Annotated in this window: 27 protein-coding genes, 1 tRNA gene and 2 riboswitches; of the genes, 18 read left to right on the top strand and 10 right to left on the bottom strand. The window is 39.3% G+C overall.

What is annotated here, in order from left to right:
* The first annotated feature begins 81 nt into the window (after positions 1-81).
* A complete protein-coding gene (locus tag FPQ13_RS05140) occupies positions 82-663 on the top strand; it encodes a hypothetical protein (RefSeq protein WP_144088252.1) in 582 nt (193 codons plus the stop codon).
* Between the two features lie 69 nt (positions 664-732).
* Positions 733-1,086, top strand: a complete 354-nt coding sequence (locus FPQ13_RS05135) for a hypothetical protein (protein ID WP_144088251.1) — start codon at positions 733-735, stop codon at positions 1,084-1,086.
* Between the two features lie 88 nt (positions 1,087-1,174).
* Here the strand turns inward: FPQ13_RS05135 and FPQ13_RS05130 are convergent, their stop codons facing one another.
* Together FPQ13_RS05130 and FPQ13_RS13400 are read right to left on the bottom strand one after the other, a co-directional pair.
* A complete protein-coding gene (locus tag FPQ13_RS05130) occupies positions 1,175-1,546 on the bottom strand; it encodes a hypothetical protein (RefSeq protein WP_144088250.1) in 372 nt (123 codons plus the stop codon).
* A gap of 133 nt (positions 1,547-1,679) precedes the next feature.
* Complete coding sequence (locus FPQ13_RS13400; protein ID WP_186279551.1) at positions 1,680-1,838, bottom strand: hypothetical protein; 159 nt, start codon at positions 1,836-1,838, stop codon at positions 1,680-1,682.
* A 215-nt stretch (positions 1,839-2,053) separates the two neighbouring features.
* Between FPQ13_RS13400 and FPQ13_RS05125 the strand changes: the two genes are divergently transcribed.
* Both FPQ13_RS05125 and FPQ13_RS13395 read left to right on the top strand, forming a co-directional pair.
* Complete coding sequence (locus FPQ13_RS05125; RefSeq protein ID WP_342778572.1) at positions 2,054-2,305, top strand: hypothetical protein; 252 nt, start codon at positions 2,054-2,056, stop codon at positions 2,303-2,305.
* A 17-nt stretch (positions 2,306-2,322) separates the two neighbouring features.
* Positions 2,323-2,478: a hypothetical protein gene (locus FPQ13_RS13395; RefSeq protein ID WP_186279550.1), complete on the top strand. Its 156-nt coding sequence runs from the start codon at positions 2,323-2,325 to the stop codon at positions 2,476-2,478.
* A gap of 55 nt (positions 2,479-2,533) precedes the next feature.
* Here FPQ13_RS13395 and FPQ13_RS13390 read toward each other — a convergent pair whose 3' ends face one another.
* Positions 2,534-2,704 (bottom strand): hypothetical protein, encoded by a 171-nt coding sequence (locus FPQ13_RS13390; RefSeq protein ID WP_186279549.1) that lies wholly within the window; start codon positions 2,702-2,704, stop codon positions 2,534-2,536.
* A gap of 177 nt (positions 2,705-2,881) precedes the next feature.
* Between FPQ13_RS13390 and FPQ13_RS05120 the strand changes: the two genes are divergently transcribed.
* The 5 genes from FPQ13_RS05120 (at position 2,882) to FPQ13_RS13385 (ending at position 6,638) form a co-directional block, all read left to right on the top strand.
* A complete protein-coding gene (locus FPQ13_RS05120) occupies positions 2,882-3,304 on the top strand; it encodes a MarR family winged helix-turn-helix transcriptional regulator (protein WP_377863197.1) in 423 nt (140 codons plus the stop codon).
* Between the two features lie 11 nt (positions 3,305-3,315).
* On the top strand, positions 3,316-4,257 hold the full coding sequence (locus FPQ13_RS05115; RefSeq protein ID WP_144088248.1) for a ring-cleaving dioxygenase: 942 nt from the start codon (positions 3,316-3,318) through the stop codon (positions 4,255-4,257).
* A 21-nt stretch (positions 4,258-4,278) separates the two neighbouring features.
* Positions 4,279-5,262 (top strand): ring-cleaving dioxygenase, encoded by a 984-nt coding sequence (locus FPQ13_RS05110; RefSeq protein WP_144088247.1) that lies wholly within the window; start codon positions 4,279-4,281, stop codon positions 5,260-5,262.
* A gap of 254 nt (positions 5,263-5,516) precedes the next feature.
* Positions 5,517-6,446 (top strand): AEC family transporter, encoded by a 930-nt coding sequence (locus FPQ13_RS05105; RefSeq protein ID WP_144088268.1) that lies wholly within the window; start codon positions 5,517-5,519, stop codon positions 6,444-6,446.
* 15 nt (positions 6,447-6,461) lie between these two features.
* Entirely contained in the window at positions 6,462-6,638 is a 177-nt protein-coding gene (locus FPQ13_RS13385; RefSeq protein WP_186279548.1) for a hypothetical protein, read from the top strand.
* Positions 6,639-6,735: 97 nt separating this feature from the next.
* On the opposite strand, the gene FPQ13_RS05100 is transcribed toward FPQ13_RS13385, so the two are convergent.
* Positions 6,736-8,052, bottom strand: a complete 1,317-nt coding sequence (locus FPQ13_RS05100; RefSeq protein WP_144088246.1) for an O-acetylhomoserine aminocarboxypropyltransferase/cysteine synthase family protein — start codon at positions 8,050-8,052, stop codon at positions 6,736-6,738.
* Positions 8,053-8,066: 14 nt separating this feature from the next.
* On the bottom strand, positions 8,067-9,116 hold the full coding sequence (gene metX, locus FPQ13_RS05095; RefSeq protein WP_144088245.1) for a homoserine O-acetyltransferase MetX: 1,050 nt from the start codon (positions 9,114-9,116) through the stop codon (positions 8,067-8,069).
* Positions 9,117-9,211: 95 nt separating this feature from the next.
* Positions 9,212-9,322: riboswitch (SAM riboswitch) on the bottom strand.
* A gap of 424 nt (positions 9,323-9,746) precedes the next feature.
* Between metX and FPQ13_RS05090 the strand changes: the two genes are divergently transcribed.
* Positions 9,747-10,193, top strand: a complete 447-nt coding sequence (locus FPQ13_RS05090; RefSeq protein ID WP_144088244.1) for a cupin domain-containing protein — start codon at positions 9,747-9,749, stop codon at positions 10,191-10,193.
* Positions 10,194-10,534: 341 nt separating this feature from the next.
* On the opposite strand, the gene FPQ13_RS05085 is transcribed toward FPQ13_RS05090, so the two are convergent.
* Entirely contained in the window at positions 10,535-11,689 is a 1,155-nt protein-coding gene (locus tag FPQ13_RS05085; protein WP_144088243.1) for an MFS transporter, read from the bottom strand.
* 98 nt (positions 11,690-11,787) lie between these two features.
* Between FPQ13_RS05085 and FPQ13_RS05080 the strand changes: the two genes are divergently transcribed.
* From FPQ13_RS05080 to FPQ13_RS05055, 6 genes are all read left to right on the top strand, one after another.
* Positions 11,788-12,363 (top strand): hypothetical protein, encoded by a 576-nt coding sequence (locus FPQ13_RS05080; protein WP_144088242.1) that lies wholly within the window; start codon positions 11,788-11,790, stop codon positions 12,361-12,363.
* A 33-nt stretch (positions 12,364-12,396) separates the two neighbouring features.
* Positions 12,397-12,903 carry a DUF1648 domain-containing protein gene (locus tag FPQ13_RS05075; RefSeq protein ID WP_144088241.1) on the top strand — a complete coding sequence of 169 codons (507 nt, stop codon included), beginning with the start codon at positions 12,397-12,399 and terminating at the stop codon, positions 12,901-12,903.
* The gene (locus tag FPQ13_RS05070) at positions 12,900-13,091 is read left to right on the top strand and encodes a hypothetical protein (RefSeq protein ID WP_144088240.1); all 192 of its coding nucleotides are present in this window, start codon (positions 12,900-12,902) and stop codon (positions 13,089-13,091) included. The genes FPQ13_RS05075 and FPQ13_RS05070 overlap by 4 nt, the downstream gene beginning before the upstream one ends.
* A gap of 167 nt (positions 13,092-13,258) precedes the next feature.
* Positions 13,259-13,729 carry a hypothetical protein gene (locus tag FPQ13_RS05065; RefSeq protein ID WP_144088239.1) on the top strand — a complete coding sequence of 157 codons (471 nt, stop codon included), beginning with the start codon at positions 13,259-13,261 and terminating at the stop codon, positions 13,727-13,729.
* Between the two features lie 137 nt (positions 13,730-13,866).
* Positions 13,867-14,283 (top strand): DUF1801 domain-containing protein, encoded by a 417-nt coding sequence (locus FPQ13_RS05060; protein WP_144088238.1) that lies wholly within the window; start codon positions 13,867-13,869, stop codon positions 14,281-14,283.
* Between the two features lie 54 nt (positions 14,284-14,337).
* Complete coding sequence (locus tag FPQ13_RS05055; protein WP_246065362.1) at positions 14,338-14,889, top strand: hypothetical protein; 552 nt, start codon at positions 14,338-14,340, stop codon at positions 14,887-14,889.
* A 67-nt stretch (positions 14,890-14,956) separates the two neighbouring features.
* Here FPQ13_RS05055 and FPQ13_RS05050 read toward each other — a convergent pair whose 3' ends face one another.
* From FPQ13_RS05050 to FPQ13_RS05040, 3 genes are all read right to left on the bottom strand, one after another.
* A complete protein-coding gene (locus FPQ13_RS05050; protein ID WP_144088236.1) occupies positions 14,957-15,271 on the bottom strand; it encodes a DMT family transporter in 315 nt (104 codons plus the stop codon).
* Between the two features lie 2 nt (positions 15,272-15,273).
* Positions 15,274-15,609 (bottom strand): DMT family transporter, encoded by a 336-nt coding sequence (locus tag FPQ13_RS05045; RefSeq protein WP_144088235.1) that lies wholly within the window; start codon positions 15,607-15,609, stop codon positions 15,274-15,276.
* A 102-nt stretch (positions 15,610-15,711) separates the two neighbouring features.
* Positions 15,712-15,811: riboswitch (guanidine-I (ykkC/yxkD leader) on the bottom strand.
* Positions 15,812-15,854: 43 nt separating this feature from the next.
* Positions 15,855-17,252, bottom strand: a complete 1,398-nt coding sequence (locus FPQ13_RS05040; RefSeq protein ID WP_144088234.1) for a sodium/glutamate symporter — start codon at positions 17,250-17,252, stop codon at positions 15,855-15,857.
* 218 nt (positions 17,253-17,470) lie between these two features.
* Between FPQ13_RS05040 and FPQ13_RS05035 the strand changes: the two genes are divergently transcribed.
* Positions 17,471-17,773 carry a hypothetical protein gene (locus tag FPQ13_RS05035; RefSeq protein ID WP_144088233.1) on the top strand — a complete coding sequence of 101 codons (303 nt, stop codon included), beginning with the start codon at positions 17,471-17,473 and terminating at the stop codon, positions 17,771-17,773.
* 44 nt (positions 17,774-17,817) lie between these two features.
* Here FPQ13_RS05035 and FPQ13_RS05030 read toward each other — a convergent pair whose 3' ends face one another.
* Positions 17,818-18,240, bottom strand: a complete 423-nt coding sequence (locus tag FPQ13_RS05030; protein WP_144088232.1) for a hypothetical protein — start codon at positions 18,238-18,240, stop codon at positions 17,818-17,820.
* 171 nt (positions 18,241-18,411) lie between these two features.
* On the opposite strand from FPQ13_RS05030, the gene FPQ13_RS05025 reads away from it, so the two are divergent.
* A tRNA-Ala gene (locus FPQ13_RS05025) sits at positions 18,412-18,487 on the top strand.
* Positions 18,488-18,599 lie beyond the last annotated feature (112 nt).

Below are 18,599 nucleotides of genomic sequence, written 5' to 3'. Positions count from 1 at the left end.
AGAAAACAAGAGGGAAAGGAGGTTTTTAAGGCTTATCGTAGAATTTGCGTTTAAAAACACAATAAAATTGGAGGTCATTTTATGCGAATCATTGTATCAACATTTTTGTTAGGGTTAGTTGCCGCTTTTTGCTTAACTTTACCGGTACTTGCATCTGATTCGAGTGTAGATGTATCAGATGAGATTACTAACAAGTATGAATATAATTATAATGGAATAGATATAACAACTGATGTCGAAAAAACTGAAGATGAATTAAAGAGGATTTACCAGTCAGTTATTGAACAAACAAATATTCAAAACGGAGAGTTCTCCATCTCGCCACTTCGAGATGATCCAGGGAATACTACTGTAATAGAAACTCCTCCGAATTATAGAACATATACCAACAAAACTCTTAATTTGACTATTGATGCTACAATAGGGTACTTTTTAAAATATATACCAACGAAAGTAACTGATAAGTTTTTCTTTAACTTTGTAGGTGCATCTCTAACAGACTTTGCTTCTGTAGATGAAACGTACGTTGGCTCATGGATTTCAAGTCATTGGAGTAGTTACCATCAACAACGCCGGTATGAAGCTACATTGATTTATTATCACGACGACAACTATTCTAGAATAAAAAGCATAGAAGTTCATGATGTGACGCATCTTTATTAACAGTTATAAAAATTTAGAAAAATTTTATGACAGACTAATTTGTCAAGAATAGTTTGGGGGAACAGTTATATGAAGACAATCCTAAAAATCATTGAAATTATTCTGCTTGCAATATTTACTATTGCATTGTTTTTAGACTTCTTTCCACAACCTAATTTTTCAGACTGGTCCTCCCAAGTATTCTGGCTTGCATTAATATTGCTAATCATTGCAGGATTTTTAAGTAAAAAGGTAGATGGAGATAAAAGCTCAAATAAATTTAGTAATTTTATACTTTTTTATACTATATCGCTAATAGTTCTTTTCTCAATAGCTGGGGGGGAGTCACAATCCGGGATTTCATTAACCGAACCGTTAATTTGGATTGTTTTTGTTTTAGGTTTCTTTATTGACATTAGAGGAGTTAGAAAACAAAAAAATTAATTAATTTAAATAGTCGAAATGAAAAAGCGAGTGCTCACTATATCTCAGCACCCGCTTCAATCAGTAGAAAACACTGACTGTCATTTTATTAACTCATGGCTGTATATCCGCATCCGTGACACTTCGTGTAAAAGCCTCCTTTATGCTTCAAAGCCACCGCTTCACCTTCACACAACGGACAATCAAATTTTACTTTTCCATCTTCTGTCCCCGTTTTAGCAAACGCATTTTTCATGGCTTTAAGATAAGCAACCATACTTTCAACGTTGTCACTAAGTTCTTGAACTTCCTGATCAATCATTTGGTCGTAATCCGCCTTGATTCTTGCCATTTCATTAACGGCTTGTTCTTTTGTTATAGCTCGGTATGCATGTTGTAAGTAAAGAGAAATCATACGTTCTAAGATAATCTGATCACAATTAAAATCATTATCTTCCATCTCATTCTCTATTAAGTTCACAAGTCCCTCTACACTTATACTGTTATGTTCCCACTTCAAAGCAACTCATGAGCTACATTTTTTAGCTGTTCAAACTCAGTATGGGTTTTAGCGAACATTTATTATCTCTCCCTTTAAAAAAGCTTTTTTGGTACTATACCGCTTCGCGCTTTCTTTGTTGGTTATGAATCATAATCATTAACATCTGCTTAGCTTCTTTCTCATTCAAACGCTCCAAAATCCGAAAACGCTGATATTCGCATTCTGTCGTTACCAACTTACGATATAGCTTTGACACACTCTTTCTAGCCATTTAGATAACCTCCCATAATTTTTAAGCATTGTGTTCGGTTATTCTTAGCTGATTTTCTTCAACAAACTATTGAGTTCTAATTCCTCGAAGACCTCAAGCGTACCCTTCTTATTCATTTTGATGACTGCTTCATCCAAGTCCTCGATCACTTTAAGATCTGTGACCAACGCAGAGAGCTGATTCTGTTTGGTATCATATGGGGTACAGCGAATGGTTTGGAACGGATTAGTTTAAATGTTATATGGCCGAATTACTTCGGTAGAAAATATATTGGAAGCATCAATGGTGTCGGTGTGACGATGACCGTTTTAGGCTCCTCTTTAGGACCGCTCCCGTTCGGTGTTGGTTTTGATTTATTTCATAGTTACACGCCAGTATTACTCGTTTCATTAATTTTTCCGGTTATAGGAATGGTTTGTGCGATCCTTGCCAAAAAACCGAATAAGTCAGAGATTCTAGCAAAATAGCTTGTGAGGTGTTGACGATGAGATGTGGAGAAAAATGCTTTGTCGTAGAAATGGAAGCGAACGGGGAGTCGCATACGAAGCAGTTAAATGCGCGAACACCGGCTGAAGCTCGAAAAAAGATTCGAAAACAAACAGGTGAACAAACGAAAATCATTTCAGTCTTGAAAAAATAAAGTACCAGCTCTTCCGCTGATCAAAGTGGCAGAGCTGGTTTTTTTAATGCATTCATCAATCTGATAACTGCTGGAATGCTTTGTTCACTTGTAAGAAACCAATTCCTGAGACCAATGCGGCAGTCGCACCGATTATGGCAGCGATACCAATGTCCCCGTACATCACCGAACCTAAAAGAATACCTATTACACCAATGACGATTAAAATAATTCCAACTACTTTCACTTTAAAAGCCCTCTTTTTCTTTATTGTAATCGAACTTTATGCAAATAGTAAGGATACAAAAAAGCATTATGGTTGAATTATAAAAAGTAATCTTGTAGAATTAGTACTAATTCGAGATAAATGAATTTGAGAAATATTAAAGGGGTGATTCGTTTGACAGAAGAACGAGACGAAGAAATGTCATTAAAACTGTTTGTTGTATTGACACGTGCGTTGGATGCTATTCAAAAGCGTGTCATTGAAGATATTAAACATTTAGGATTGAATCCGACTGAATTTGCGGTTCTTGAGTTAATTTATAACAAAGGGGACCAGCCGATTCAAAAAATCGGTGAAAAGGTTTTGATTGCAAGCAGCAGTATCACGTATGTAGTCGATCAGTTAGAAAAGAAAGAGTTACTTGAAAGGAAGCTACATCCAAGTGATCGACGCGTCAAATTAGCGACAATCACACAAAAAGGCAAGACGCTAATGGATGAAGTGTTTCCAAAACACAAAAAAGGATTGCAAGAAATTTTCGCAGGACTGGATGTAAAAGAAAAAGAACAGCTCATCGATCAATTGAAAAAACTCGGGCTTCATGCTCAAAACTTAAATTAGGAGGCGTGCGTATGGGAAAACAAACAAAAGGAATTCACCATATTTCAGCCATCGTCGGTCATCCGCAAGAAAACGTCGATTTTTATGCAGGTGTGCTTGGATTAAGATTAGTCAAGAAAACGGTTAACTTTGATGATCCAGGTACGTATCACTTATATTTTGGTGATGAAGAAGGAAGTCCAGGCACGATTATTACTTTTTTCCCTTGGGCGAAAGGTCGCAAAGGAAGAATAGGAGACGGCCAAGTAGGCGTGACAACGTACGTTGTACCAGAGGGGTCACTGGCATCTTGGAAGAACCGACTTGAAAGCTTTCAAATCTCATTTACAGAAACGGAACGCTTTGGTGAAAGATATCTACAATTTGATGACCCACACGGGCTGCATTTAGAACTCGTTGAACGAGAAGCTGGAGAGAAAAGTACTTGGGAATCTGATGGCATCACTTCTGACATGGCCATTAAAGGATTTGGTGGTAGCATTTTATATTCATCTAATCCGACAGAAACGGCCAATTTACTTGAAGATCATATGGGTTTAACAGAAATCGATGCGAATGAAGAATATATCCGCTATCAGTCGCAGGCAGATATCGGGAATATCATTGACGTAAAAATGGCATCAGGTGACCGAGGCATGATGGGTGTTGGAACAGTGCACCATATTGCCTGGAGAGCAACTGACGATAATGATTTAAGAGATTGGCAAGAACATTTATATCAAAATGGGTTTGGAGTCACAGACGTTAAGGATCGTAACTATTTCAACTCTGTTTATTTCAAAGAGCACGGCGGAATTTTATTTGAAATGGCGACTGACTCCCCAGGCTTTGCAATAGATGAAGAAAGAGATGAACTTGGTCGTGATTTAAAGCTGCCACCTCAATATGAAGATTTTCGCGATCAATTAACTGAATCTTTATATCCAATTGAAGTTAGAAAGCTATCGAAATGAGTTTTTGGGAGGAATTGTTAAATGGAACAATTAAAAGGAATGCATCACGTAACAGCCATTACAAGTAGTGCGGAGAAAAACTATGAATTCTTCACGTATACGTTAGGTATGCGCTTAGTGAAAAAGACAGTGAACCAAGACGATATTCAAACGTATCACTTATTTTTCGCAGACGATCAAGGAAATCCAGGAACAGACATGACATTTTTTGATTTTCCTGGAATCCCGAAAGGACAACATGGAACAAATGAAATCGCTAGAACATCTTTCCGCGTACCGAGTGATGAAGCGCTTGATTATTGGGTGAAGCGTTTTGATCGGTTAGAAGTCAAACATCAAGGAATTCAGGAGCAATTCGGAAAGAAAATACTTCCGTTTGTTGACTTTGATGACCAGCAATATCAGTTGATTTCAGACGAAAACGATAACGGGGTTGCACCGGGAACTCCATGGCAAGACGGCCCGATTCCATTGGAATATGCAATCACTGGTTTAGGACCAATTGTTGTCCGCGTTGATGACTATGAGTTTTTCAAAAAAATGATGGAACAAGTTTTAAAATTTAAAGAAATTGATAAAGAAGGTTCATTCCATCTATTTGAAACAGGCGAAGGTGGAAATGGTGGCCAAATAATCGTTGAATACAACACGGTTTTACCACGACATAGACAAGGTTACGGAACCGTTCACCATGCTGCATTACGTGTTTCAAACAGAGAAAACTTAGAAGATTGGATTAATCATTTCCAAAAAGTTGGATTACCCAACTCTGGATTCGTTGAGCGATTTTATTTCGGTTCATTATACGCTCAAGTCGCACCACAAATCTTATTTGAAATTGCGACAGACGGACCAGGGTTCATGGATGACGAACCATACGAAACACTTGGTGAAAAACTAGCATTGCCACCAAAGTTGGAACCACAACGTGAAGAAATTGAAAAAATGGTTCGCCCAATAGATACCGTCAGAAGTAAGAAAACAATTGAAAAAGAATATGAGTAAAAGGAAGCCCAACGTCATGTTGGGCTTTTTTGATATGAGGGTAAGGCACATATATTTTTAAGTTAGTCACATATATCTTTAAATTGGGATCATATTTTTTGATGAGGGGGCTCATATATCAGTGAAATAGGGCCAAATAGATGTTTAAAGGCCCATATTTTTCTTACTTAGGCTCATATCATTCCAACACGCCTAACCTCAACAGCTAAATTATGGTAGGATACAGGTAGAACAAACGAAGGTATGGATTGATCATGCAAATTTTATTCAATATTATTATGGGTATCATTTTACCGTTGCTAATTCTCGTAGCGGTCGGTGCATTATTGCAGCGAAAATTTACATTAGATTTAAAGACATTATCAAAGATCTTGACGTATTTACTGTTACCTGTTGTCGCTTTTGTCAATATTTACGAAAGTAATATCAACATAAGCATTCTCTTTGATGTCTTGTTTTTCCAAGGGATTTTATCCATTTTACTAATGATATTTTCGTATAGTGTCGTCAAATTACTTAAGCTCGATAAAGGGATGTCAGCGGTTTACAAGAATAGTGTTGTATTGATCAACTCTGGAAATTACGGAATCCCAGTCAGTCAGATGATTTTTCACCAACATCCACTAGGAATGACCATCCAGATTATTGTGATGCTCATTCAAAACTTCATTACGTATACATATGGATTAATGAATTCAGTTTCTGTTCATGCAAAAGGAAAAGGGGCTGCTTTCGGGCAATTTCTGAAGCTACCGATGTTATATGCTTTGTTATTGGGTGTGTTTTTGAAAGCATTGAATATTCGCATCCCGAATGTTCTTTGGCAACCGCTAGAAAACTTAGCGAATGCTTTTTTGGCCATTGCATTATTAACACTTGGTGCGCAGCTTGCCTACGTCCAGTTTAAAAAGTTTAATAAACTTTTATTGCTGTCAATCTTTGGGCGTCTGTTTGTTTCGCCGGCTTTGGCTTTAGGACTGATTTTTGTTCTCGGATTGGATGGTATTGTCGCCCAATCATTGTTTATCGCTAGTTCTTTTCCGTCATCTAGAAATAGTGCGCAATTCGCTTTGGAATTCGATCATCATCCAGAGTTAGCTGGCCAGATTGTTTTGGTTTCTACAATTGTAAGCAGTTTGACTGTTGGTGTCGTGATCTATGCTGCTGAAGTGCTTTTTGGATAATAAGGGGTGAAGTTAATGAAAAAAGTTTTAACAGATTTGACTTGGATTTTGCTTCAATTGTCCGCGGTGATTGCTGCATTCATGGGCGTTCTTTTGGCCGGACGAGGAAATGATTATTGGGTTTTCTTGATCGTTTTGACTTCTATTTTGACGTTCTTGGCAATTACACGTGCTACAAAACTCGCTGAATAAACTGATCGGAAAGAATTTCGCCGAAGTTGGATGGAATGCGTGTTTATTTCAAAAAAAACGACAACCGAATAAAGTGGTTGTCGTTTTATTTTTTCTATTATACAGTTGTTGGTTTTGAATTGGATTCTATACCTGTAGCTTTGGCAATAGCTTGCTCTAAATCATCGATTAAGTCATCTACGTGTTCAATTCCGACAGACAAGCGAATTAAATCTTCTGATACGCCGGAAGCTTTGAGTTCTTCTTCGTTTAACTGTTGGTGAGTTGTGCTCGCCGGGTGAATGATTAAGCTTTTGGCATCTCCAACATTTGCAAGATGAGACCATAGCTTTACCTGATTGATGACACTAGCGCCAGCCTCGTAACCGCCCTTAATGCCGAAGGCGACGACAGACCCCGCGCCTTTTGGTAGATACTTTTTGGCAAGTTCAACGGATTCATGGTTTTCTTGTTCCGGATATGAAACCCAGTCGACAGCTGGGTGAGATTCCAGGTAGTCAACGATCTTTCGCGTGTTAGCTACATGTTCTTTTAATCGAACATGAAGCGTTTCGATCCCAAGGGCGATCTGGAAAGCGTTGAAAGGACTTAATGCAGCACCGGTATCACGCAAAACCTGTACTCGGGCCTTTGTGATGAATGCAGATTCTGGTAAAGCTTCGGCATAAACTAACCCATGATAGCTAGGGTCAGGCTGTGTGAAACCAGGGAATCGTTCCGAATTCCAATCAAAATTCCCACCGTCAACAAGGACACCACCTAAAGATGTGCCATTTCCACCTAACCATTTGGTTGCCGAATGGACGACGATGTCAGCGCCGAAGTCAATTGGACGGCACAGATAAGGTGTTGCAAATGTGTTATCGATAATGAGAGGCACACCAGCTTCATGTGCGATTTCAGCGACTCTTTCAATGTCTAAAATGTTCAAACCTGGATTTCCGATTGTTTCGGCGAAAATGGCTTTTGTTTTTGGCGTGATTGCTTCTTTAAAATTCTCTGGATTTTTCGGGTCGACGAATCTTGTGGTAATCCCGTGTTTCGGGAATGTCGTTGCAAACAAATTGTATGTCCCACCATATAACGTTGAAGCTGAAACAATTTCGTCGCCAACTTCTGCTACGTTAAAAATGGCAGTCGTAATTGCAGCCATTCCACTGGAAAGCGCGAGTGCACCGACGCCACCTTCCAATTGAGCAACTCGTTCCTCCAGCGCACCGACTGTCGGGTTTCCAATCCGTGTATAAATGTAGCCTTGCTCTTTTAAGCCAAACAAATCAGCTGCATGCTCTGTGTTATTAAATTGGTAAGCATTCGTTTGATAAATCGGCAATGCACGTGAACCGGTTGCCGGGTCTGCTTCTAATCCTCCATGAATACTGACAGTTTCCAAACGATAATTTTTCTTAGTCATGTAAATCGCTCCTTTTAATTTTTAATAGTTTCTAAAGATGTTAATTTTTCTTGAATAAAGGGTCCCCATTTTTCAAACTCAACCAAAAAACCATCATGGCCGAATATTGTTTCGACTTCGTGATACTCTGCGTAGGCTCCGGCTTTTTCGAGATCTTTCACGAAGCGGTTAATTTTTTCTGGTGGATAGAGAAGATCATTTTGAAACGCTAAAGCAAAGATAGGTACATTGAATTGCTCAAGTACTTGTTGATAACTCCCTCGACCACGGGTGATATCGTGTCCGTTCATCGCATCCAATAATCGAATGTAACTATATGGATTGAAGCGCTTCGCAAGTTTTTCGCCTTGATAATTTAAGTAAGATTCTACGTCGTACACGCCATTTTGTTGCTGTCTGGAAAAGCGCTTGCTGAACAATTCTTCCGGTCGATAAGTGACCATGCCAACCATTCGTGCCAAATGTAATCCATCTTTTGGTTGCTCGCCATTTTTTAGAGCCGGATCGCGGAGAATGGCTTGCTTCGCGATATGGTTAAAGGCAATTGCATAATCGGAAAGAACAGGTGTGACCGCGATGGGTAAGATGGCCTCCATGTAATCGGGATACATTAATCCCCACTCCAAGACTTGCATTCCACCTAAAGATCCACCAATGACTGCTTTCAATTGGTCGACTCCTAAAATGTTGAGTGCAACAAATTGAGCCTCAACCAAATCACGAACGGTCAATGTTGGGAATTGATCCTGATAAGGTTTACTGTTCGATTGCAATGAACCAGGTCCAGTCGAGCCATCACACCCACCTAACACATTGAACGTAATTACTTGATAGCGTGTCGTATCGATGTATCCACCGTCGTAAATCAATTCATGCCACCAACCAGGATTGGATTCTGTCCCTACTGCGAATTGGTTTCCAGTTAGTGCATGACAAACGAGAATGGTCGGCGCATCGATCGGACCACATTGTTCGTAGGCAAGTTGGATTCCATCAAATTGTTCGCCACTTTCCAATCTAAAATTAGGAATGGAAACAGAACCATGTTGAACAGTATTTGTCATTGATGCTCTCCTTTCATTTAGATCTTACGGTATTAAAAAGACCTCCCTGCTTTGAGCAGAGAGGCCAGAATATACGAATATCGACATTTTGGTCCCTCTCATCTCTCAAAGCAGATTTGCTTTGCTGGAATTAGCACCTTTTAAAACCGTTGTTTAAAGGTTGCCGGGCGTCATCGGGCCAGTCCCTCAGCCACTCTAGATAAGAGTTTGAAAAATATTAATTTTTTGAGTTAAATGATATGTTAGCACGTTGAAGGGGAAGTGTCAACGCGTTAAGTGAGAATTTTTTTGTGTCTATACACCCGAACGATCGTGGAAATCTGGCGGGAAGTCGAATTCTATACCCTCGAAAGCCCGTAAAAATCTTGTGAAAGGTTGAATAGGAGGCCTCTATACCCCCGAACGGCTGTGAAAATTTGGCGAGAAGTCGAATAGGAGGCCTCTATACGCCCGAATGGCATGGAAAATTTCTCGAAAAGTCTTATAGAAGGCCTCTATACCCCCGAATGACTGTGAAATTCTCGTGAAAGGTCGAATAGAAAGTATCATTGTCATTGCAAGACAATTATCACAAAAATGGTTATATACATAGATTAATATGAAATACATTTTCAGAAAGGAAGTTAGCTTATGAATAACGGATACCTTCACCAAACTAATCATTCGATGTATGATTGCGGTCATCATCCATTTGTCGTCAACATTGCTGGTGCTACTCGGTCCAACGAAACATATCGGACAGCGATTTGGACGGGAGAATATTTTCAAGTGACGTTGATGGCTATTATGCCTGGTGACGATATAGGCTTGGAAATCCATCCAAATACGGATCAGTTTTTACGGATAGAAGAGGGGCATGGATTCGTGCAGATGGGCGACGATAAAAATCAACTAGACTTTTGTACGGAAGTCGGTCCAGGAAATGCTATTGTAATTCCTGCAGGGAAATGGCATAACCTGACGAACATTGGACCAACACCACTCAAGCTTTATTCAATTTATGCGCCGCCTGAGCATCCATATGGAACTGTACACGCGACGAAAATGAACGCGTTGGAAGCAGAACAAGGATATTAAAAATCAAGAGGATAGTCTTGAAATAAGAGAAATGCATGTCAAATGCATTTCTCGTTACATAGAAATTATTATCAGTGTTATTCGTTATCTTCAATTTGGAGTTGTACTCGTTTTGATACAGTGACCTTCAGTGTTAAATTGTCTGGCTTCGATGTTAATATGTAACGCTTCAATGTTAATTCACCGACTTTCAGTGTTAACGTGTCAACCTTCAGTGTTGGCGCACCTATCTTCTTTGTTAATTCATTAACCTTCAGTGTTAACCCACCTACTTTTCATATTTAAAAAGTAGCTAAAAAATAAAAATCCACGCCATAAGACGTGGATTTTTCTCGAATCTATTATGCTTTTTTCCCGTAAGGCAATAGATGGTAAAGTGTCATAAGGATTGTGCCACTTAATGCGATAAATCCTAATACAAAGTACAATGTCGATCCACCATATTGGTCAATAATTGCACCACCAAGCAGGGAGCCGATTATTCCTGATACACCGAAGAAAACGGCGTAAAAAAGAAGATGCCCGGTAGACTGCAAAATACGTGGAATCAGTCGTGTGACATAGTCCATTGCAGACAAGTATAAAATTCCGAATGTTAGTCCGTGTAAGAATTGCAATCCAATAATCATCCAATAATCATCGACAAGAGCAAATAAGAACCAACGAAGCGTGTAGATTGCTCCGGCTAAAATTACGAAGATCAATGTGTGATACTTTATGAACCATTTTCCAGCAAAGAAAAATACAATTGCTTCACTAATGACTCCGACAAACCAAGCAACACCGACGTTAAAGTTGGAGCCGCCTAGTTGAGCAATATATAAACCGATGTAACTATCATTCGCACGGTGTGATACGGTTAAAAACATCATAAAAAATAGAAAAAAGATAAAAGGCTTATATTTTAATAAACTAGCGGCATCTTTGAAGCTGATCGGCTCTTGTTCAACTTTCACGTCTTTCACTCGGAAAGTGACGAACAAAGCGATGAATGCGAAAGCCAAATATGGCCAAATCATGTATTCTACACCGTAAATAGTGAGTACGAGCCCAATGGCGAGCGAAGACGTCGCAAAGCCGACAGATCCCCAAGTACGAATCGTCCCGAATGAAACACCGACATCATCTGCACGTCGCTGCGCTAAGCTATCACCGAGTGCGCCAATTGGTGTTGAAAAGAAATAAAATAAAAATCCGAAGAAAATAAGTAAGTAAAATTGCGTGACACTTAAGAAAATCGAGCTGAATATAATTAACCCAAAAATACAAATCAATAAAAATCGTTTGACGGTTTTATGCTTGTCACTCATATAGCCCCAAAAAGGTTGGGATATAATTTGCGCAAGTGGGCCGACCGCTAACACAAAACCGATTTCTGACCCTGTTAATCCTCGTTCAGCAAGGTATAATGGTAGATAACTAATAATAATGGTATTGGTTGCGTGAAAGGCAAATAACAATGCCTTCAGAGGTGTCAACGATTGCTGTTCTGACATAAGATCACATATCCTTTAATTAGATTGACTAAATTACTATAACTCATTTTCAAGGGAGTTTCCAGAAACATCATTTCAAATGAAAAGGCGGAATGTACATGGCGATTAATTATCGCAAGTGTCCAGCGTGTGACTCAACGGATGTAATCCCAATCGTATACGGCGAACCCGATTCTTATTTAGCCATGGAATCCGATGAAGGAAAAGTCTTATTGGGTGGTTGTGTAGTCATGCCGAATTCACCAGAATATCATTGCCGCATTTGTGATAACGAGTGGAACCGTGAAAAATCAATAGTTCACGCATATGATCAAATTGAACAGTTGGAGATGAACATTGGTAGTTTTTCTGAAGGCCACACGAATATTTTAATAGATTTTATCAATCAAACAGTTGCGTTGAATCATAGATATATAGAAGAAGACTCATTTAAAAGGAAATTAACAAATGACGAAGTCAAAAATATTCGCTATGATTTGCGATTAGTCGATATTTTAAATTGGAGAAGACGATATTCAGACCCTCGGATTTTGGGTGAGCAGCAATGGAAAATTACTTTGCATAGAAGCCAGGGGCGTCAAAGTTTGAAGCGGTCTGGTGACAATCAATATCCTGAGGCATGGGATGATTTTGGTAAAATAATGAGTGACATTACGGGAAGAAAAATTGGCTGACTCAACAAATTTAGAAGGTGGGGGGAGAGAACGATGATTGAAAAAGACTATCGACCAAAATTAGACATTCCAAAAACAGCAAGCGAAAATTTTTGGGATATTATTGGCTATACAGCTTTTCTGGGCTCGTTGGTTTTTCTTGGACTAGTTTTTGGAGACTTACCTGACGAAGTGCCAGCACACTATAACGCCAGTGGCGAAGTGGATCGGTGGGGGTCCAAGTTTGAATTATTCATTTTACCGGGAATTGGCCTTTTTATTCTATTATTGATGCAAATATTGGAACGGCATCCTGAAACACATAATTATCCCCAACGAATCAATGAAACGAATGCACAGGAGTTCTATTTAAATAGCCGAAAAATGATAAATCTTATAAAAAATCTATGCTTAGTAATCTTTTCATTGATTTTAATTGAGTCGGTGTCTATTGCGATGGAATGGATCGAAGGCTCAGGTCCATGGCTGTTTATTTTATTAACTATTAGTGCGTTTGTTCCGATTGTTATTGGGTTATTGAATCAGCGGAAAATTCGATGACATTGAGCGATACTACAACTGAAATTTCATATCGGGCGGCTGGACCGGTTTATCGGGCGGTTGGAGCCGTTTGTCGGGCGGCTGGACCGGTTTATCGGGCGGTTGGAACCGTTTGTCGGGCGTCTGGAACGCTTCATCGGGCGGCTGGAGCATTCCATCGAGCGTCTCGACCGCTTGTTGTGTGCTAAGCTCTCCATTATCTTAAGTTATCCATCGATTGAAAGCCACTTAGGTGGAATCCTTCAGCCCTAATTTAACTAAGGGCACTAGCCCCTTTTCTGAAGTACAAGGTGACGAAGCTTACCTTAATGCATAGGATGATGTAAGCCTAGCAATTGAGGAGATGATTGATTATATGAACCACTCAAACTTTGGAAGACCTTATCCACATCCTGATGAAAGGCAGTGGGGAGACTTTTTACAAGGAATTTTCGGTTTTGGACATTGGGGGAACCAACCACCATTTGGGCCACCAGGTCAAGGAGGTAGACCGCCGAGCCCACCATTCGGACCGCCTGGTGGGGGACCAGGAAGACCACCATTTGGACCACCGCCAGGTCAAGGGGGAGGAGATGGCCCACCAAGTTCACCGCCACCATCATTTACACCTACTCAGAAACAAGCAGGTGTCTATGCTGTAGACCCAGGTGGCATAAGAGGATGTCTTTACCGGTATACCTATGTTTGGTTGAATAACCGACAACAGTTCTGGTATTATCCAACATTCGTCGGTAGAACATCCATTGCCGGCTATCGCTGGATGGGCTTTTATTGGGCCTATTTCGGCATCGATTTAAAACGAATCGACTCTTTCCAATGTTTTTAAAAATAGAGGGAGGCCAATTCTTGGCTTCCTTTTTACATATTTACATACGATCAAATATTATTTCTGTTAATTCATAATAGTAGAAAAAATCTATGTTAAAATAATAATTAAGAAAACTAGAGTGGGAGCTAATTGCTATGTATGAATTGAAAACAAAGGAAAACGATCGTAGTGTCATCGAATTCATTGAGAGTGTAGAAAGTGAGAAAAAGAGAGAAGATGCGTATCGTTTGCTCGACCTTTTTACGGAAACATCAGGCTATGAAGCGAAAATGTGGGGGCCGAGTATTATCGGATTTGGCTCCTATCACTATAAATATGATTCTGGCCATGAAGGTGATGCACCGTTAGTCGGTTTTTCACCAAGAAAGGCAAGATTCTCGCTCTACTTAGCGACAGGCGATACCAAGCGCGATGAACTACTCGGGAAGCTAGGAAAGCATAAAGCAGGCAAGGCTTGTATTTATGTAAACAAGCTACAAGATATCGATACAGATGTACTTAAACAATTAATTAATCAATCGATTGATTTTTTGAAAGAACGCTACGAATAAAAATATAAATAATTTAAAGATAGTGTACTAGCTTTATAGATGGAGGAATCATTTGTGGATGTGTTAACGCACGCCTATTTTGTCAATTTACAATCAGATGAATGGGATTTACAATACGAAGCTTATCAAGAGCTCTTGGAAATGACAAAGCAAGAAGTGGATTGGGCTTATGAGGTATGGGAGGATATCGTACAGGATTTATCGAACCGAGATGCTCACATACGTTCTCGCAGTGCTCAGCTCTTGGCACACTTAGCCATTAGCGATCCACAGAAAAGAATTCTTGATGATTTTGCACAACTGTGGAAAGTGACGACAAGAGATCCGAAATTCATCACAAAAAGGCATAGCATGCAATCGATATGGCGAGTTGGTTTAGCTGGTTCGGAGCAAAAAGATTTGTTGCTAGAGCACCTTACCGACTGGTTCAAGCATTGTCATCAAGAGAAAAATTGCGCGCTCATTCGTTCAGATTTATTGCAAGGGCTTCGAAATCTATATGATCAGCAACCTTGTGAAAAGATTAAACGAACTGTCCACGAGCTAATCGAAGTCGAAACAAACGAAAAGTATGTAGAAAAATATAAAGAAATATGGAAGAAATAATAGATAGGGCTCCTATATATCAGTAATCACCACAACTGAAAATAGAAGCCCTACGTCATTCCATATTTTACGATACTAAACGTAATCCGATCGTCGCGCAAATAATGAGGAAAATAAAAAATATTCGTTTCCTACTTTTCGACTCACCATAAAAAAGCATCCCCATAATCGCTCCACCTGTTGCACCAATGCCAGTCCAAACTGCATAAGAGGTACCCATCGGCAGTGTCTCCATAGCAAGTCCAAGCAAGGAAAAACTAGCTCCAAAAGCGGCAGCAAGATAAAGTACAGAGCGTATATTTCGTTTTTGTTGAACGAGATTCATCATCATTACGCCAACCATTTCAAATAACCCACCGAAAATTAACGAAATCCATGCCATCGTTATTCAACCGCCTTTCCTTCTTCGTCTTCAACTAACTTGAGTCCGATGATGCCGGCGAGCATCAATCCGATCAATAGCACTTTCGCTAAGCTGAATGGTTCATTAAAGATAATGAAATCCAATAAAACGGTACCAGCTGTGCCAATACCGACAAACACCGCATAAACCGTTCCGATTGGTAAATTTCTACCGGCAAGAATCAATAAATAAAAGCTACCGATCATTCCGATCACCGTCAGTGACCATTCAATTATTGAATCGGCATACTTCAAACCGACGACCCACATAATTTCAAAGAAAGCCGCGATGAGTACTTTCAACCAATCTCTTCCCATTTTAAAAACCACCTTTTTTACCAACAAATACGATTTCATTCATAACATAAGAAGGAATTTTACATAATAAAAAGCCCGAGATCGCTGACTTGATCGTTCAGCATCTCCCGGGCTTTTGTCCCTCCGTGTCACAGAAAAACTGTGTGTTTTCTCTCGGACCAGTCTGGAAATAAATCTCCACGGAACCCTAGAAAACATTCATATCTTGCTTTATTTTACATGAATTTATCATTTGCATCAAACCGTTACTTCTTCCCAAAGTAGAACAGGCCGACGAATAAGCCAACGAGGCACATAACGACAGCAAATATGAGGAATGGCCATGGTCCAAATTGGAATATTAACGGAACAGATAAAGCGGTCACTAAACCACCACCGAGAAATGGTTCATAAACGAGCTGTTTATACCCGAATGCTTCAAATGCAGGTGATTCGTTATCTGGGTCGGCCACGCGCATAAGCAATAAGCCAGTGGCTGTAACACCCATTGATTGACCAAGATCTCCGATACCACGCTCAAACCAATACGATGGAATGATTCGTGGAGCAAGAAACATAAACCCAAGGATGTTCCACGCAATACCTACGATAGCAAGTAATAAAAATGGAACGAGGTATTCACCGATTACGTCAATGGATACAGTAGCTATAGCTGTTACGATTAATATATCTAAAGCAAATCCTTGAATTCGGTTCATCATCTTTCGGTCGATGACTTCCGCTTGGTCTAACTTGTTGAAAAATATCTGTACGATAATACCACCAATCATTGCTAATGGGAAAAGTGGAATATACGTCATAAATCCTGCATCAAATGTAATGGATTCAAGCCAAATAAATAATTGCAATACTAAATAACCTACTAAAATAGCTAAACCAACAATAGCAAAATGGAAAGATAACGGTTCAATCGATTCCGGACGTAATGTCATCTTAGCTGCTGGTTCACGGTTCTCAAATTCCATGATACCTTTTTTGCGTAATTCACTAAATCCGTGAACATCATTGATGACTCTTGTTTTTTCTTTCCGAACGGCCCAGTTGATTAAAATAATTCCTGTAATGACACCTGCCAAAATCCCAACTGTCGCTAACCCGATCGATAAATCATAACCTTCTGGGAAGTTCATTTCTTCAAACGTATTTGCCATACCAGCAGCCGTTCCGTGACCACCTTCAAAGGCGACTTCAATTAGTGCACCTGCGATTGGAGGCACACCAAATAGTGGTCCTAATACTAAGAGGACCAATAAAATACCGACGACATATTGTCCCCAGCCAATTGTCCAACCAAAAGCGAGTTGAGGTCCACCGAAGTTCCAGACGCGCTTTAAGCCAGGAATAACTGTGCCAAGAAATAAAGTCGCAAAAACGACATTAATCATTAAACCAGGCAAAGCGGTCCAAACTTCTAAAATGCTTTCAGTCATAAGGCCATTTGCCCAAAAGGAATCTTCTCCGACAAAGTTTCCCATAATTTTACCTAATACTTGTGGACCAAGAAATAACGCCAAAAATCCTCCTATAATCGATGAGGGGATAAATAATTTCTGCAACCACTCAACATGTACACGAACCCACTTACCAACCAATAAAAAGATAGCTAAATATAAAAACGCAAAACCAATCTGTTCGGGGGTCATATCCCATACTCCCTTCTTTGCTGATAATCTAACTTGTTTCTTCCCCGAAAACCTCCCATTCAAACCGAAACGGGTTAGGGAGTGATTGGAAAGATCATTCGCTGTTATCAAACAATTGAAGGTGTGTTCTTATTTAGGAAGTATGACGGTGGGCGATTTTCCTTATGTTCTATGGTAGAATGATGGTTGAAATGAAAAGCTAACAGGAGGTCAATAAGTTGTCTAAACAGTTAAAAGTGGTTTGGTCGTTAATGATTTTAGCGGCAATCCTTGGGTTAGGTGCACAGCCTTTCGCTCAATTGATGAATGCGTTGATTGAAGTGAGTCTATTATTTTATCTATCTGTGTTTTCAACAATCAGCGTCGTTTTATTTTTAGCTGCAATTGGCTTAGGTTTTGCCTTTGTATCATCAAAGAAAATTAAAGATATTCAATTCGGTGTCTTTTTTGGTTTTTCATTTTTAGCTGGAGGAATCACTTTATTTTGGATTGTATTTACGATGATTCATTGGACACAATAACTTTTTGATAAATTGCGTTAAAGTTGATTGAATCTTTTTATCCGTCAATATAAATACGGTTGTAGATCAAACACATAACCTACATAGAGATGAATTAAGTAACCTAAAACGATGAATAAAGCGACTAAGCCAAGTTGATTCATCGATGTAGGTTTTTCTTTTATTACCTTGATAGTAGACGGGAACGTCAACATCATAGTGGCAATACTTAGCAATAATTGATCAATCCTATGCACTAAGAAAGAGACATTTAATTCATCCTCGTGGGCCATTTCATTGGGGATTCTTTCATAAGGTCCCCAAACGATTTGGCCTATTCCATTTTTAACGACTACCTCTTTCTTGCTAATAATATACTCATAAATATATGGATAAAACTGATTGACTACCCAAATCTCATAAATGAAGGCACAAATAAGCAAGTAACTCATAATCATCAACCAATTTCGTTTGAATTTTTCTAGCATCGAAATCACTCCAACCTTATATCACTATTTCCATTTGTAGGTCTATGATTCCTGCAATAGATATGGAATTTTTTCTAATATATGTATAATTTGCTTCACGAATTTAATTTCACCAAGTTGTCATTTACAATCAAAAATTCTATGATATAATCATTTGTGGAATTAACAAATGGGGCCATAGCTCAGCTGGGAGAGCGCTTCGCTGGCAGCGAAGAGGTCAGGGGTTCGAGCCCCCTTGGCTCCACCAAATAATAAATCGCTATATACATATCACAAAACTCAAGCTGAAATAGCTTGAGTTTTTTATTTGGCATTCAGTTTTTATCATACAAACGAACTGTTATATAAATCGTTTCAAA

This window comes from Allobacillus salarius, from assembly GCF_007559425.1.
GTDB lineage: Bacteria > Bacillota > Bacilli > Bacillales > Alkalibacillaceae > Allobacillus > Allobacillus salarius.
Note: the sequence above shows the minus strand (reverse complement) of the source record. Positions and strands in the feature narration are given on the sequence as shown.

Excerpts from the sequence above, each read along its gene's own strand:
- FPQ13_RS05140 (WP_144088252.1), top strand. The coding sequence starts at position 82 with ATGCGAATCATTGTATCAACATTTTTGTTAGGGTTAGTTGCCGCTTTT.
- FPQ13_RS05135 (WP_144088251.1), top strand. The coding sequence starts at position 733 with ATGAAGACAATCCTAAAAATCATTGAAATTATTCTGCTTGCAATATTT.
- FPQ13_RS13400 (WP_186279551.1), bottom strand. The coding sequence starts at position 1,838 with ATGGCTAGAAAGAGTGTGTCAAAGCTATATCGTAAGTTGGTAACGACA.
- FPQ13_RS13395 (WP_186279550.1), top strand. The coding sequence starts at position 2,323 with ATGAGATGTGGAGAAAAATGCTTTGTCGTAGAAATGGAAGCGAACGGG.
- FPQ13_RS05120 (WP_377863197.1), top strand. The coding sequence starts at position 2,882 with ATGTCATTAAAACTGTTTGTTGTATTGACACGTGCGTTGGATGCTATT.
- FPQ13_RS05115 (WP_144088248.1), top strand. The coding sequence starts at position 3,316 with ATGGGAAAACAAACAAAAGGAATTCACCATATTTCAGCCATCGTCGGT.
- FPQ13_RS05110 (WP_144088247.1), top strand. The coding sequence starts at position 4,279 with ATGGAACAATTAAAAGGAATGCATCACGTAACAGCCATTACAAGTAGT.
- FPQ13_RS05105 (WP_144088268.1), top strand. The coding sequence starts at position 5,517 with ATGCAAATTTTATTCAATATTATTATGGGTATCATTTTACCGTTGCTA.
- FPQ13_RS13385 (WP_186279548.1), top strand. The coding sequence starts at position 6,462 with ATGAAAAAAGTTTTAACAGATTTGACTTGGATTTTGCTTCAATTGTCC.
- FPQ13_RS05100 (WP_144088246.1), bottom strand. The coding sequence starts at position 8,052 with ATGACTAAGAAAAATTATCGTTTGGAAACTGTCAGTATTCATGGAGGA.
- metX (WP_144088245.1), bottom strand. The coding sequence starts at position 9,116 with ATGACAAATACTGTTCAACATGGTTCTGTTTCCATTCCTAATTTTAGA.
- FPQ13_RS05090 (WP_144088244.1), top strand. The coding sequence starts at position 9,747 with ATGAATAACGGATACCTTCACCAAACTAATCATTCGATGTATGATTGC.
- FPQ13_RS05085 (WP_144088243.1), bottom strand. The coding sequence starts at position 11,689 with ATGTCAGAACAGCAATCGTTGACACCTCTGAAGGCATTGTTATTTGCC.
- FPQ13_RS05080 (WP_144088242.1), top strand. The coding sequence starts at position 11,788 with ATGGCGATTAATTATCGCAAGTGTCCAGCGTGTGACTCAACGGATGTA.
- FPQ13_RS05075 (WP_144088241.1), top strand. The coding sequence starts at position 12,397 with ATGATTGAAAAAGACTATCGACCAAAATTAGACATTCCAAAAACAGCA.
- FPQ13_RS05070 (WP_144088240.1), top strand. The coding sequence starts at position 12,900 with ATGACATTGAGCGATACTACAACTGAAATTTCATATCGGGCGGCTGGA.
- FPQ13_RS05065 (WP_144088239.1), top strand. The coding sequence starts at position 13,259 with ATGAACCACTCAAACTTTGGAAGACCTTATCCACATCCTGATGAAAGG.
- FPQ13_RS05060 (WP_144088238.1), top strand. The coding sequence starts at position 13,867 with ATGTATGAATTGAAAACAAAGGAAAACGATCGTAGTGTCATCGAATTC.
- FPQ13_RS05050 (WP_144088236.1), bottom strand. The coding sequence starts at position 15,271 with ATGGCATGGATTTCGTTAATTTTCGGTGGGTTATTTGAAATGGTTGGC.
- FPQ13_RS05045 (WP_144088235.1), bottom strand. The coding sequence starts at position 15,609 with ATGGGAAGAGATTGGTTGAAAGTACTCATCGCGGCTTTCTTTGAAATT.
- FPQ13_RS05040 (WP_144088234.1), bottom strand. The coding sequence starts at position 17,252 with ATGACCCCCGAACAGATTGGTTTTGCGTTTTTATATTTAGCTATCTTT.
- FPQ13_RS05030 (WP_144088232.1), bottom strand. The coding sequence starts at position 18,240 with ATGCTAGAAAAATTCAAACGAAATTGGTTGATGATTATGAGTTACTTG.